The following is a 13,905-nucleotide window of genomic DNA, read 5'->3' on the forward strand; positions in this document are numbered from 1 at the left end:
AGCCTGGGGAGTGCCAGCGCGGATGCGGGCCCCGCCACGGCGGGCCCCGCTCCGTATCCGTCGTCTCACCTCACCACGTGGCCCGCACCTGGCGGATGATCCGCCGACGCAACCGCACCCGGCGGCTGCCGTCACGCAGCAGGCTCAGACGGTCCAACTCCCAGTGTCCGTACTCGGCATGGTCGGTCAGCAGTCGTGTCGCGTCCTTGCGGGAGACCCCGCGCGGTACGTAGACGTCGACAAATTCGTATTCCGGCATCGCATCTATTGTGCGGTCTGGGGTCCGGTACGGATAGCGTCTGCACTATGTCTGATGCTGCGCAGCCCACCGCTGCCGAGGTACGCGCCGCCGCCGAGGCGGTCAAGACCGCGCTCGACCGCCACCTGGCCGCGGTCGAACGCAGGACGGGGGAGGACGACCCGGCCGTCTACGAGGCGTTCAACGAGCTTGCCGCGGCCGCGGAGGTCTACGACGAACTGCTCTACGACCGCTATGACGAGGTCACGCCCTTCGAGATCCCCGGCGCGGAGGACGCCCTGCCGCCGTACGCGGGCCCCGAGGAGCCGAACGCGCTGAGCGTGCTGATCCGCCGCGACTACGCCGTCGCGGAGCCGCAGCGGCTGCTGGCGCAGGCCCAGCGGGTCGAGGCGGCGGACGACGAGGGAGTGGGCGCGGCCGTCTCGGACACGGTGCACGGAGCCCTGGGCATTCTGTTCGGCGAGTTCGAGGCGGACGAGATCGCCTCCCGGCACAAGGAGTTCGGCCTGGAGGAGGGCGACTCCACGCTGTGGGTGCTGGCGGCGGACGAACCGGCCGAGCCGGGCGAGTGGCTCGAGACGCCGTTCGAACAGGCCGACCCCGGGCGAGTGGTCTGCCGCTTCGACGTGAGCTCGGTGTTCGACGAACCCGACGACGGTGACGACGGCGACGACGATCTCGTGGACGACATCGAGGACGAGGAGCTGGAGCCGTTGGACGCGGACCGCTGGGCCGGGTCCGCGAAGCCCCGCCCGGCCCCCGACGCCCGGTAGGCGCGCTCGCCGCGCGGTAGAACTTCACGACGGCGGCGGTCGCGAGGGGGAGACCCTTCGGGACCGCCGCCGTTCGCGCTATTCGGCCGCCGGGACCTGGGTGCGCAGCAGCACTGGCAGCCGGGTCGTGCGGGGCTTCGCCGGAACCTCGGTCACGGCCTTCGGCAGGGCCTGCTCGACGCCGTGCACCACGGAGAGATGGCGCTCCGCCCGGCCGAAGGCCGTGTACACCCACGGACGGGAGAGGGTCGGCGCGGCGTCCCCGGGCAGGACCACGACCGCCGCGGGCCACCGGCTGCCCACGGCCTGGTGCGCGGTCAGCGCCCATCCGTGCCGGACGGTCTGCTCCACCCGCTCCCTCGGCACGACCACGGAGGCACCGGCGCAGGACAGGTGCAGCCCGTCCGCGTCGGCCGTCACCACCCGGCCCGGCACCGTACGGCCCGGAGCGGGCGAGTAGGCGATCCGGTCGCCGGGGTCGAAGCCGCCGAAGCGGCCGGGGCCGGGATTGAGCCGTTCCTTCAGGGCGGCGTTCAGCGCGCGGGTGCCGGCCGCGCCGCCGTGCCCCGGGGTGATCGCCACCGTCTCCTCGGGTGTGATCCCGAAGGCCCGCGGCACCGAGTCGGCGACGAGCTGCACGGTCCGGTGGACGGCCTCGCCCGCCTCCCGCACCGGCACGATCACGATCTCCTTGCCCGGCGCGTCGACCTGGTTCAGCTCGCCGATGCCGACACCGGAGACGAGCTCGCCGATCGGCCCGGGGTCGGGTGTGCGCGAGGCGACCTGGGGGCACACGCGCGCCGCGAGCAGGTCGGCGAAGACCCGGCCCGGGCCGGCCGACCACAGCACCGCCGGATCCCCGCTGAGCACCAGGCGGGCCCCGTCCGGCAGCGACTCCGCCAGCGTCGCGGCGCTCTCCACGTCCAGTTGCGGCGCGTCGAGCAGGACCAGCAGGTCGAGGGCGAAGGCCCCTTCGGCGTCCCGTCCGGGCCCCTCGGAGCCGGCGAGCAGACCCGGGACGGTGACGACGGCGCCGTCGCCGGCCTGCTCGCCGAGGAGAGCCGCGAACCGCCGCCGACCGTCCGGCGTGTGGCAGGCCGCGACCGCGCGCAGGCCCAGGGTCCGGGCCGCGGTGAGCAGGGCCGCCGGTTCGGCGCGGGCGGCCTCGCCGCCGGTGTGCAGCACGAGACCGTGCCCGGCGACGGCGCGGAGCAGTTCGGCCGTACTGCCGGACGCGGTGGCCGTGACCGGCTCCCACGGCGCGGCGGCCTCCTTGGCCAGGGAGTTGACCACCCGGGCCAGTGCGTCGGCGAGGCTCTCCTCCGCGAGCGCGTACCGCTCCAGACCCACCAGGACCCGCACCGGCCGGGCCTCCTCGCCCTCCTCGCCGCCTTCCTCGGTGTCCGCCGCGGGCTGCCCGGCGCCGGGCGTGTCCAGGGCGTCCTGGAAGGCCAGGGCCTCGCCCTCGGCCAGCGTGCTCTGTACGGCGGCTTCCGCGTCCGGCACGGCCTGCCGGTCGAGGGCGGCGGTGAGGGTCGGCAGCTCCAGGGCGGTGTGCCCGGCCAGGGCGGCCTGTTCCAGCAGCCAGACGGTCACCGCGCGGCCGCGCCGTTCGTCGTCCGGGGCGCACTCCGGGCCGAGCAGCGCCCGCGCGAAGCCGTCGGCCTGTTCGGGCCGCACACCGGGGACGCGCAACAACTGCCAGGGGTCCTCGCGCAGCAGTTCCTCGGCGCCTTCGCCGAGCGCGAGGGCGGCCTGCGGCGCGAGTGGCTCGGGTGCGCCACCGGCGGCCAGCACGCGCCGCACCCCCTCGACGGCGTCCGCCGCGGGTGCCGGTGCGGCGTTCGCGGCCGCTACGGCGGCCATCGGCTGAGGGCGCCGCACGGGCTCCGGGGCGGGCCGGCGCGGGGCGGGAGCGGGCTCGGCGAACACGGCCGGGGGTTTCGCCCCGCCCTCCACCGCGCGTACCGCCGCCAGCAGATCGGCGGCCTTCCCGCTGAGCTTGGTCCCGCTGGCGATGGGCTCGGCCTTCTCGGCCTTGCGCCGCTCGATCCGCTCCCGCTCCAGCTTCTGCGCGGCCAGCTCGGCCTCCGCCTCGGAAAGCTGCGTGGCCGCGTCGCCGGCTGCCGAAGCGCCGCCGTCCCCCTCGGTCGCCTTCCCTTCGGCGCCGCCCTCACCCGCCGTGTCCGCGCCGGTGTCGGCGTCACTGCCTGGGCCCGCCGCTGCCTGCGCCGCCGCGCCCGAGGCCGCGTCCGGATCTTCGTCTGCCTCGGCGGCGAGCCTCTCTTCGCTGTCGCTGTCGCTGTCGCCGTCGCCGCTGTCGCCGCCGTCGGCTTCGTTCTCGCTCGGGCCCGTGCCGTCCGCCCCCGCGGCAGGCGCGCCGGGGGTGTGGTCGTCGCCCGTCCCGGCGCCGTCGGCCGGCGGCTCGGCCGTCGCGGTGTGGTCCGCGGCCCCGGGCTCCCCGGCGGCGTCCGGCGTCGCCGGTCCGGCGTTCTCGGTGCTCTCCGGGGGAACCGGCTCCGTGCTCACAGCGTGCTCCAGTCGTGATCGGGATAGCGGTGCACGGGCGCCGACACATCGTCGAGGGCCCGGCAGATCTCGTCAGGAAGACTAAGGGCCTCCACTGACAACGCCGCCGTGAGCTGCTGCGCGTTGCGCGCGCCGACGATCGGGGCGGACACGCCGGGCCGGTCGCGGACCCAGGCGAGGGCGACCTGGAGCGGGGTCACCGCCAGTCCGTCGGCGGCGGTAGCCACGGCGTCGACGATGCCGCTCGCGGTGTCGTCGAGATACGGCTCGACGAAGAGCCCGAAGTGGTCCGAGGCGCCGCGCGAGTCGGGTGGCAGGGCGTCGGCCCGGTACTTGCCGGTGAGGACGCCGCGGCCCAGCGGAGAGGAGGGCAGCAGACCGATGCCGAGATCCATTGCGGCCGGCAGCACCTCGCGCTCGATGCCGCGCTGCAGCAGCGAGTACTCCATCTGCGTCGCCGCGAGGCGGGTGCGGGTGCCCGGCGCGGAAAGCTGCCAGGTGGCCGCCTTGGCGAGCTGCCAGCCGCAGAAGTTGGCCACCCCGGCGTAGCGGGCGCGGCCGCTGGCGACCGCGATGTCGAGGGCCTGGAGTGTCTCCTCCAGCGGGGTGTCGGGGTCGAAGGCGTGCACCTGCCACAGGTCGACATGGTCGGTGCCGAGCCGTGCGAGCGAGGCGTCGAGGGCGGCGAGGAGGTGACCCCGCGAGCCGTCGTGTCGGCGGTCCGGGTCGGGGACGCTGCCCGCCTTCGTCGAGATGATCAGGTCCCGGCGCGGCACCAGGCCGTCCATCAGCCGTCCGAGCAGGTACTCGGCGTCTCCGTCGCCGTACACGTCGGCTGTGTCGACGAGGGTCCCGCCCGCCTCCCAGAACGTCTTCATGACGTCCGCGGCGTCCTGCTCGTCGGTGTCGCGGCCCCAGGTCAGGGTGCCGAGCCCGATGCGGGACACGCGCAGGCCGGTGCGGCCGAGATGCCTCTGCTCCATGGACGCCGAGATTACTGGCCAGAACTGGGCAGTGGGTTGCCTGTGGATAACCGAATGTGCGGGAGGGAGAGCCGAGTTCCGCAGGCCGCGACGCCGTTGGCGATCCGCGCGACCCTCGCCACACCACCCTCCCCGGGCACCGGCCCCCGCGCTAAGGTCTCCGCAACAGCGTCGTTACTGATCAGTAAGGGGATCGGCCATGCAGCTCGGGATCAACCTCGGCTACTGGGGTGCCGGAATGGACGGCGACAACCTCGCCGTCGCCCAGGAGGCCGACCGCCTCGGATACGCCGTCTGCTGGGCCGCCGAGGCCTACGGCTCCGACGCGGCCACGGTGCTCACCTGGGTGGCCGCGCAGACCGAGCGCATCGACGTCGGCTCGGCCATCTTCCAGATCCCGGCCCGCCAGCCGGCGATGACCGCGATGACCGCCGCCACCCTCGACTCGCTGTCCGGCGGCCGTTTCCGCCTCGGCCTCGGCGTCTCGGGACCGCAGGTCTCCGAGGGCTGGTACGGCGTCAAGTTCGACAAGCCGCTGTCCCGCACCCGGGAGTACGTGGAGATCGTCCGCAAGGCGATGACGCGGGAGCGGCTGTCGTACGACGGCGAGCACTGGACGCTGCCGCTGCCGGGCGGGCCGGGCAAGCCGATCAAGCTGACCGTGCACCCGGAGCGTGAGCACATCCCGCTCTACATCGCCGCGATCGGCCCGAAGAACCTCGAGCAGACCGGCGAGATCGCCGACGGCGCCCTGCTCATCTTCCCGTCCGCCGAGCACCTCGAGGACACCGCGATCAAGCACCTGCGGGCCGGACGCGAGAAGGCCGGCAAGACCCTGGACGGCTTCGACGTCTGTCCGACGCTGCCGCTGGCCGTGGGCGAGGACAAGGACGTCGAGCGGCTCGCCGACACCTTCCGCCCCTACACCGCGCTGTACGTCGGGGGTATGGGCAGCCGCAAGCAGAACTTCTACAACCAGCTCGCGCGCCGCATGGGCTACGAGGCCGCGGCCGACGATATCCAGGACAAGTACCTGTCCGGTGACAAGCAGGGCGCCGCGGCCGCCGTACCGCACGAGCTGATCGACCGGACCACGCTGCTGGGTTCGGTGGAGCGGATCGCCGACCGGATGAAGGCCTACGCGGCGGCCGGCGTCACCACCCTCACCCTCGCCCCCGCCGGCTTCACCCTGGACGAGCGCCTCGCCTCGCTGCGGGCCGGCGCGCAGGCCCTGGAGCTCGCCGGTCTGGCATAGCCGGTACTCGCGGGTCCCGGGAGTTTCAGCGGCCGTGGTGGGGGCTCGGGGGTCTTCCCCGCCACGGCCGTCACGCGGAACAACGCGCCGCGCGGCGCGTGGTTACGCTCCCGGGCCGACTCCCGGGGTCCCTCTTTTGGCGGAGTTGTCCGACACACCTGTTGCAACGCCTTCCGTGCCGCATTTGACTCGTTCCTTGCGGAATGCTGCGGAATCCTGCGCAATGCGGAGAGGTGCCCCCACGATGCTTTCGGCCAAGAGCCTGTTCCAGGAGATCATCGGCAACGACGAGTCCTTCGCGCTCTTCTGTTCCATCGCCGCAGGCGGAGAGTCGCAGGGTGGCTGGGAGAACGCGCGGATCGCCGCGCTCGTCCCGCAGAGCGAACGTGACCTCGCCCCCAAGATCACCCGGCACGGCGCCGACGAGGACAAGCACGCGCGGATCTTCAACGCCCTGATGAAGAAGCGCGGTCTCGCTCCCGTCCCCGTACCGCGCGACACCGACTACACGATGCTCCTGGAGAGCGACGGCATCGGCCTCGCGCACGACCGGCTCAACGCCGACGAGCCGTTGACCGTGCAGGACATCGTCGTCTACCTCGCCCACAGCCGGGTCACCGAACAGCGGGCCGCCGAGCAGATGGAAATGCTGCGCAGGCACTTCGGCGACCACCCCGACCTCGGCCGCGCGGTGCGGATGATCTCCAACGACGAGGACGACCACCTCGCCTACTGCCACGAGGAACTGCTGCGCCTGGCCCGCGTGGGACACGGCCGGGCCATCCAGAGGACGCTGCGCGCCTGCGCGCTCGCCGAGATCCGGGTCCACCGCGACGTGAGCCTGGCCGTCATGGCCCACATGGGGGACATCCTCGGCTGGGCCAGGGCCAGGTCGGCGTTCCTCGCGGCCGGCATCCACGCCGTCTACGCGTGGGAGCGGTTGGCGGGCTGGCGGCGGATGGTCTCCCTGGAGATGCCCGGGCGCCACGACGCGCTGGGCGGCCCGGCGGTCCCGGCCCCCGAGTCGGCCTGAGCCGGCCGCTCCCGCGCGGGAGCGGCCGCAGCCCTGGGACCGGCGGCTCTCGCTAGAGCCAGCCCCGCCGCTTGAACAACCGGTACAGCAGCACCTCGAGCCCGACCATCAGCGCGATCACCGCCGGATACGACCACACCCACCGCAGTTCCGGCATGTGCTCGAAGTTCATGCCGTAGATCCCCGCGATCATCGTGGGGATCGCGGCCATCGCCGCCCACGCCGAGATCTTCCGCATGTCGTCGTTCTGCCGGACGCTCATCTGCGCCAGATGAGCCGAGAGGATGTCCGTGACCAGGCGGTCCAGCCCCTCCACGGAGTCGTTCACGCGCGTGAGGTGGTCGTTGACGTCCCGGAAGAAGGGCCGCGCCTTGTCGTTCACGAAGGGCACGCCCGGGCCGGACGCGCTGGTGCCAGCCAGCCGGGTCAGCGGCGGCTCCAGCGGGCCGGTGGCCCGGCGGAACTCCAGGATCTGCCGCTTGAACCGGTAGATCCGCGACGCGGTGTGCCGTGAGCCGCCGCCGTCCGGCGAGAACACCTCCGCCTCCAGCTCCTCCAGGTCCGTCTGGAGCTCCGTCGCCACGTCCAGGTAGTGGTCCACGGTGGCGTCGGCGATCGCGTACAGCACCGCCGTGGGCCCCTTGGCGAGCAGCTTCGGTTCGTCCTCCAGCCGGTGCCGTACGGCGGCCAGCGGCGCACCCTCGCCGTGCCGGACGGTCACCACGAACCCGTCGCCGAGGAACACCATCACCTCGCCGGAGGAGACCGCGTCGCTCTCGGGCTCGTAGACGACCGGTTTGAAGACCAGGAACAGCGAGTCGTCGTAGATTTCCAGCTTGGGCCGCTGGTGGGCCTTGAGGGCGTCCTCGACGGCGAGCGGGTGCAGGGCGAACTCCCGCGTGACGTGGTCGAACTCCTTCTCCGTCGGCTCGTGCAGCCCGATCCACACGAAGCCGCCCGCGGCCCGTGCCTCGGCCAGGGCGTCCGAGAAGTCCTGCGGGCCCTCCGCGCGGTGCCCGTCCCGGTAGACGGCGCAGTCGACGATCACGCGGCGCATCCTCCCTTCGGGCGCTCACCGGCGCACGCGCGCGTGCGCCTACGCTGGGCGGCATGCCCACGTTGATCCTCGTCCGGCACGGCCGGTCCACCGCCAACACCTCCGCAGTGCTCGCCGGCTGGACGCCCGGTGTCGCCCTCGACGAGCGCGGAGCCGCGCAGGCCGCCGCACTGCCCGGGCGGCTCGACGGGCTGCCGATCGCCGAGGTGGTCGCCAGCCCCCTCCAGCGCTGCCAGGAGACGCTCCGGCCGCTCCTCGACGCCCGCCCCGGTCTGCGCGTCCACACCGACGAGCGGATCGGGGAGTGCCACTACGGCGACTGGTCCGGACGCAAACTCGCCGAGCTGATGGACGAGCCCCTCATGGAGGTCGTGCAGACGCACCCCTCCGCCGCCGCCTTCCCAGGCGGCGAGTCCATGCGGGCCATGCAGACCCGCGCCGCCGAGGCGGTACGTGAGTGGAACGCGCGCGTGGAGCGCGACCACGGCGCCGACGCCGTCTATCTGATGTGCTCGCACGGCGACATCATCAAGTCGCTCGTGGCGGATGCGCTCGGGCTTCATCTCGACCTCTTCCAGCGGATCTCCGTAGAACCGTGTTCCATCACAGCGATCCGTTACACCCGGCTGCGCCCCTTTCTCGTGCGCCTCGGCGACACCGGCGACTTCGCCTCCCTCGCCCCGCGCGAGGAGCCGCCGGCCGGGGACGCGACGGTCGGGGGTGGTGCGGGCGCACCGTGATCGTCGGCCGCAGTAGGGTGAAGCGGTCCGCAAACGCGTGCGTACCCGCAGGGACGTTCCCCCATCCGTTCCCCGGCCCATGATGACCCACGACTCCCATGGAGACAGGACGTGTCCCGTCAGGTGTTCCTCTACGATCCCCCGGACCGCTTCGTGGCCGGTACGGTCGGACTGCCCGGGCGCCGTACGTTCTTCCTCCAGGCCACCGCCGGCGCCCGAGTGACCAGCGTGGCCCTGGAGAAGACCCAGGTCGCCGCACTCGCCGAGCGCATGGACGAACTGCTGGACGAGGTCGTACGCCGCAGCGGCGGCAGCGCCCCCGTGCCCGCGATGTCGCCCGCCGAGAACACCGACACGGCCCCCCTCGACACACCGGTCGAGGAGGAGTTCCGGGTCGGCACGATGGCCCTCGCCTGGGACGGCGAGGAACAGCGCATGATCGTCGAGGCGCAGGCACTGGTGGAGCTCGACGCGGACTCCGACGAGGATCTCGCCGAGGCCGAGGAGAAGCTTCTCCAGGACGAGGAGAACGGGCCCCCGATGCTGCGGGTCCGGCTCAGCGGCGCCCAGGCGCGAGCCTTCGCCAAGCGTGCCCTCGACGTCGTCAACGCGGGCCGGCCGCCGTGTCCGCTGTGCAGTCTGCCGCTCGACCCGGAAGGACACGTATGTCCGCGCCAGAACGGATACCGCCGGGGGGCGTGACGGCCACCGACCGGGCCGGCGCCGAACTCCTCGCGCGCGGCGAGCTCACCGTCCGCGGCCGCATCCGCGACGCCTCCAACGCGGCCCTGTACTGCACCGTCGCACACGAGGGCCGTGAGGCCGCCTGCGTCTACAAGCCCGTCGCGGGCGAGCGACCGCTGTGGGACTTCCCCGACGGCACCCTCGCCCAGCGCGAGGTGGCCGCCTACGAGGTCTCCGAGGCGACCGGCTGGGGTCTGGTGCCGCCCACCGTGCTGCGGGACGGGCCCTACGGCGAGGGCATGTGCCAGCTGTGGATCGAGACGGCACCGGAGTCCGAACTGCTCGCCCTGGTGGACGCCGAGGAGCCCGAGCCGGGCTGGAAGGCGATCGGGTTCGCCGAGGTCGACGAGGGCCGGACCGCGCTGCTGGTGCATGCCGACGACGAACGGCTGCGCCGGCTCGCCGTCCTCGACGCGGTGATCAACAACGCCGACCGCAAGGGCGGCCATCTGCTGCCCACCGCCGACGGCCGGCTGTACGGCATCGACCATGGAGTCACCTTCAACGCCGAGAACAAGCTGCGCACGCTGCTGTGGGGCTGGGCGGGGGAGCCCCTGACCGGGGAGGCCGTCGAGGTGCTCAAGGGCCTCAGGGCGGCCCTGGAACCCGGCGGACGGCTGGCGGCCACCCTGGCCGCGCTCATCACCCCAGCGGAACTCGACGCCACACGCGCGCGTGCCGAAGCGCTGCTGCAGGCCGGCAGACACCCGGACCCGAGCGGCGACTGGCCGGCCATCCCCTGGCCCCCGGTCTGACCCAGGCTGGGCCGCCTGGTCCCGGCGGACGCGGCTGGGCCGCCTGGTCCCGGCGGACGCGGCTGGGCCGCCTGGTCCCGGCGGACGCGGCTGGGCCGCCTGGTCCCGCCGGACGTCGGCTGGGCCGCCTGGTCCCGCCGGACGTCGGCTGGGCCGCCTGGTCCCGGCGGACGCGGCTGGGCCACCTGGTCCCGGCGGACGTCGGGCTTGGCCTCCCGGTCCCGCCCGGCCTCGGCAGGGCCTCCCGGCCCCGGTCCGACCCCGACAGGGCCACTTGGTCCCGCGGTTGGACCCCGACGCACCCGCCTGGCCCCGGTCTGGCGCAGGCGGGCCCGCCTGGCGCCCGGACCTGAGCAAGCGACGGGCCGGCCGTCCCCCTGGCCCCCGGTCTGGCGCAGGCTGGCCCGCCTGGCGCCCGGACCTGAGCGGCGACGGGCCGGCCATCTCTGGCCCCGGGTTTGACCCGGGCAGGACCGCCCGGCCACCGGTTGAACCCCCGCCAGCACGTCGGGCGGGATCATGCAAGAGTGCCTTCCCGGTCATCCGGCCTGCTCCGGTTCGTATACGTCACTTCCGTCCGGTTAGGCTCATGACATGCATGCCTGGCCCGCTTCCGAGGTCCCCGCCCTGCCTGGTCAGGGCCGCGACCTGAGGATCCACGACACCGCGACCGGCGGCTTGGTCTCCCTCGACCCCGGTCCCGTCGCCCGTATCTACGTCTGCGGCATCACGCCGTACGACGCGACCCACATGGGTCACGCGGCGACCTACAACGCGTTCGACCTCGTCCAGCGCGTGTGGCTCGACACCAAGCGGCAGGTTCACTACGTCCAGAACGTCACCGACGTGGACGACCCGCTCCTGGAGCGCGCCGAGCGCGACGGCGTCGACTGGGTCGCCCTCGCCGAGAAGGAGACGGCGCTCTTCCGCGAGGACATGACGGCCCTGCGGATGCTGCCGCCGCGGCACTACATAGGCGCCGTCGAGGCGATACCCGGCATCGTCCCGCTCGTCGAGCGGCTGCGGGACGCGGGCGCCGCCTACGAACTCGACGGAGACGTCTACTTCTCCGTCGAGTCCGACCCGGACTTCGGCAGGGTCTCGGGCCTGGACGCGGCCGCCATGCGGCTGCTCTCCGCCGAGCGCGGCGGTGACCCCGACCGCACCGGCAAGAAGAACCCGCTCGACCCGATGCTCTGGATGGCGGCCCGCGAGGGTGAGCCCAGCTGGGACGGCGGCTCGCTCGGCCGTGGCCGGCCCGGCTGGCACATCGAGTGCGTGGCCATCGCCCTGGACCACCTCGGGATGGGCTTCGACGTGCAGGGCGGCGGCTCCGACCTCGCCTTCCCGCACCACGAGATGGGCGCCTCCCACGCCCAGGTGCTGACCGGCGAGTTCCCCATGGCGCAGGCGTACGTGCACGCCGGCATGGTCGCCCTGGACGGCGAGAAGATGTCCAAGTCCAGGGGCAACCTCGTCTTCGTCTCGAAGCTGCGCCAGGACGGCGTCGACTCCGCCGCCATCCGGCTCACCCTCCTCGCCCACCACTACCGATCCGACTGGGAGTGGACCGACCAGGTCCTGGCGGATGCCGAGGCCCGGCTCGGGCGCTGGCGGGCCGCCGTCTCCCGGCCCGACGGACCGCCCGCCGAGGCGCTCGTCGAAGAGATCCGCGAGGCCCTCGGGAACGACCTCGACGCCCCGGCCGCACTCGCCGCCGTCGACCGCTGGGCGGCTCTCCAGCAGGAGCGGGGCGGCACGGACATCGGCGCCCCGGGTGTCGTCTCGCGGGCCGTGGACGCGCTGCTCGGCGTGGCGCTGTAGCCGAAGGGCGCGCCCCGCCCGTACACCGCGCCCGTACACCGGGTACGACAAGGGGCGGTGCGCCGTAGCGCACCGCCCCTTTCGGACCTCGGACCTCGGTCCCGCTGGCAGTTCTATTCCTCCGACGATTCACCGTCGTCGGAGGCGTCCTCGGAGGTGTCCTCGCTCGGCTTCTGCGGCTTCGGGGGCCGGGTGCGCTCTCCGGGGTCCGGCGGAGCGCCGCCGTCCCGGCGTCGCAGGTAGCGCTCGAACTCGCGGGCGATCGCCTCGCCCGACGCCTCCGGCAGCTCCGCGGTGTCCCGCGCCTCCTCCAGCGTCTGCACGTACTCGGCGACCTCGGTGTCCTCGGCGGCCAGCTGGTCCACGCCCACCTGCCAGGCGCGCGCGTCCTCGGGCAGTTCGCCCAGGGGGATGCGTACGTCGATCAGGTCCTCCAGGCGGTTGAGGAGGGCCAGCGTCGCCTTCGGGTTCGGCGGCTGTGAGACGTAGTGCGGCACGGCCGCCCAGAGGCTCACCGCGGGCACACCGGCGTGCGTGCACGCCTCCTGGAGGACGCCGACGATACCCGTGGGGCCCTCGTACTTGGTCTCCTCCAGGTCCATCCGCTGGGCCAGGTCCGCGTCGGACGTGGTGCCGCTGATCGGTACCGGACGGGTGTGCGGGGTGTCACCGAGCAGAGCGCCCAGGATGACCACCAACTCCACGCCCAACTCGTGCGCGAAGCCGAGCAGCTCGTTGCAGAACGAGCGCCAGCGCATGGACGGTTCGATGCCGCGTACGAGCACCAGGTCGCGTGGTTTGTCGCCACCCACCCGGACGACCGACAACCTTGTCGTCGGCCACGTGATCTTGCGCACGCCGGCGTCCATCCACACCGTGGGACGGTTCACCTGGAAGTCGTAGTAGTCCTCGGCGTCCAGCGCCGCGAACACCTCGCCCTTCCACTCCCGCTCCAGATGCCCGACCGCGGTGGAGGCGGCGTCGCCGGCATCGTTCCAGCCCTCGAACGCGGCCACCATGACCGGGTCGATCAGCTCGGGAACCCCCTCGAGCTCGATCACCCAGCGCCTCCTTCCGACGTGCCCTCGCTTGACCACCCAACCTTACGGCGTTCCGCGGGAGCGCTCGCAGCCCCCTTGCACGGGGGAGTGAACGGATCACTGCCCCGTTCGCCACCCCCGAACACCCCACGCCGGACCCGACTCACGGCACCCCTCCACAGCCGACGCACAGGGCGGGCTCACAGAGTCGAGCGCAGCCACTGCTCCACGCTCGCGATGTGCACCGTCGCCCACGACCGCGCCGCCTCCGCGTCCCGGTCGCGCAGGGCCGCCAGGATCGCCCGGTGCTCGCGCAGCGTGCCGGCGACCGCGTCCTCCTGCGTCAGACCGCGCCAGATCCGGGCCCGGGTGGTGGGCCCGGACAGTCCGTCCAGCAGCGAGCACAGCACCGAGTTGCCGGCGCCGTGCACGATGCCCCGGTGGAACTCCAGGTCACCGGCGACCAGTTCCTCGACCGAGGGATCGGCCCCGAGCTTGTCCAACTGGGCGTCGAGCGCGTCCAGTTGCTGCTCGCTGATCCGCAGGGCGGCCATCGCCGTGGCGGCCGGCTCCAGGATGCGGCGCACGGCCAGGAACTCCAGGACCGTGTCGTCGCGGTGGAAGTCGACGACGAAACTCAGCGCCTCCAGAAGCAGTTGCGGGTCGAGACTGGTGACGTAGGTGCCGTCGCCCTGACGCACGTCCAGGATCCGGATCAGCGACAGGGCGCGCACCGCCTCCCGCAGGGAGTTGCGGGACAGACCCAGCTCGGCGGCCAGCTCACTCTCCTTGGGCAGCCGGTCCCCGGGGCGCAGCGCGCCCGAGACGATCATGCCCTTGATCTTCTCGATCGCCTCGTCGGTGACTGCCATGACCGGCCTCCCTGTCGTTCATCGCCCGAACATCGGATTCA

13 protein-coding genes are annotated in these 13,905 nt (G+C 73.1%); 7 read left to right on the forward strand and 6 right to left on the reverse strand.

Annotation, left to right across the window (positions count from 1 at the left end; translation table 11 throughout):
- Positions 1-70 precede the first annotated feature (70 nt).
- Entirely contained in the window at positions 71-259 is a 189-nt protein-coding gene (locus ACFWBB_RS11165; protein ID WP_005485166.1) for a DUF5703 family protein, read from the reverse strand.
- 47 nt (positions 260-306) lie between these two features.
- Here ACFWBB_RS11165 and ACFWBB_RS11170 point away from each other — a divergent pair, with 47 nt between their 5' ends.
- On the forward strand, positions 307-1,032 hold the full coding sequence (locus ACFWBB_RS11170) for a hypothetical protein (protein WP_385269472.1): 726 nt from the start codon (positions 307-309) through the stop codon (positions 1,030-1,032).
- A gap of 78 nt (positions 1,033-1,110) precedes the next feature.
- Here ACFWBB_RS11170 and ACFWBB_RS11175 read toward each other — a convergent pair whose 3' ends face one another.
- Together ACFWBB_RS11175 and ACFWBB_RS11180 are read right to left on the reverse strand one after the other, a co-directional pair.
- On the reverse strand, positions 1,111-3,561 hold the full coding sequence (locus tag ACFWBB_RS11175) for a helix-hairpin-helix domain-containing protein (RefSeq protein ID WP_385269474.1): 2,451 nt from the start codon (positions 3,559-3,561) through the stop codon (positions 1,111-1,113).
- The gene (locus tag ACFWBB_RS11180) at positions 3,558-4,544 is read right to left on the reverse strand and encodes an aldo/keto reductase (protein ID WP_385269476.1); all 987 of its coding nucleotides are present in this window, start codon (positions 4,542-4,544) and stop codon (positions 3,558-3,560) included. The genes ACFWBB_RS11175 and ACFWBB_RS11180 overlap by 4 nt, the downstream gene beginning before the upstream one ends.
- 199 nt (positions 4,545-4,743) lie before the next feature.
- Here ACFWBB_RS11180 and ACFWBB_RS11185 point away from each other — a divergent pair, with 199 nt between their 5' ends.
- Complete coding sequence (locus ACFWBB_RS11185; RefSeq protein ID WP_385269478.1) at positions 4,744-5,799, forward strand: LLM class F420-dependent oxidoreductase; 1,056 nt, start codon at positions 4,744-4,746, stop codon at positions 5,797-5,799.
- Between the two features lie 244 nt (positions 5,800-6,043).
- The gene (locus ACFWBB_RS11190; RefSeq protein WP_385269480.1) at positions 6,044-6,832 is read left to right on the forward strand and encodes a ferritin-like domain-containing protein; all 789 of its coding nucleotides are present in this window, start codon (positions 6,044-6,046) and stop codon (positions 6,830-6,832) included.
- A 52-nt stretch (positions 6,833-6,884) separates the two neighbouring features.
- Here the strand turns inward: ACFWBB_RS11190 and corA are convergent, their stop codons facing one another.
- The gene (gene corA / locus ACFWBB_RS11195) at positions 6,885-7,880 is read right to left on the reverse strand and encodes a magnesium/cobalt transporter CorA (RefSeq protein WP_385269482.1); all 996 of its coding nucleotides are present in this window, start codon (positions 7,878-7,880) and stop codon (positions 6,885-6,887) included.
- Positions 7,881-7,942: 62 nt separating this feature from the next.
- Here corA and ACFWBB_RS11200 point away from each other — a divergent pair, with 62 nt between their 5' ends.
- From ACFWBB_RS11200 to mshC, 4 genes are all read left to right on the forward strand, one after another.
- Complete coding sequence (locus ACFWBB_RS11200; RefSeq protein ID WP_385269484.1) at positions 7,943-8,629, forward strand: histidine phosphatase family protein; 687 nt, start codon at positions 7,943-7,945, stop codon at positions 8,627-8,629.
- Between the two features lie 111 nt (positions 8,630-8,740).
- A complete protein-coding gene (locus ACFWBB_RS11205; protein WP_385269486.1) occupies positions 8,741-9,331 on the forward strand; it encodes a DUF3090 domain-containing protein in 591 nt (196 codons plus the stop codon).
- Positions 9,295-10,128, forward strand: a complete 834-nt coding sequence (locus tag ACFWBB_RS11210; RefSeq protein WP_385269488.1) for an SCO1664 family protein — start codon at positions 9,295-9,297, stop codon at positions 10,126-10,128. The genes ACFWBB_RS11205 and ACFWBB_RS11210 overlap by 37 nt, the downstream gene beginning before the upstream one ends.
- A 594-nt stretch (positions 10,129-10,722) precedes the next feature.
- A complete protein-coding gene (gene mshC / locus ACFWBB_RS11215) occupies positions 10,723-11,952 on the forward strand; it encodes a cysteine--1-D-myo-inosityl 2-amino-2-deoxy-alpha-D-glucopyranoside ligase (protein ID WP_385269490.1) in 1,230 nt (409 codons plus the stop codon).
- 113 nt (positions 11,953-12,065) lie between these two features.
- Here the strand turns inward: mshC and ACFWBB_RS11220 are convergent, their stop codons facing one another.
- Entirely contained in the window at positions 12,066-13,013 is a 948-nt protein-coding gene (locus ACFWBB_RS11220; RefSeq protein WP_385269492.1) for a PAC2 family protein, read from the reverse strand.
- A gap of 179 nt (positions 13,014-13,192) precedes the next feature.
- Positions 13,193-13,864, reverse strand: coding sequence for a FadR/GntR family transcriptional regulator (locus ACFWBB_RS11225; RefSeq protein ID WP_385269494.1), 672 nt, complete (start codon positions 13,862-13,864; stop codon positions 13,193-13,195).
- Between the last annotated feature and the right edge of the window lie 41 nt (positions 13,865-13,905).

This window comes from Streptomyces sp. NPDC060000 (assembly GCF_042737375.1).
Lineage (GTDB): Bacteria > Actinomycetota > Actinomycetes > Streptomycetales > Streptomycetaceae > Streptomyces.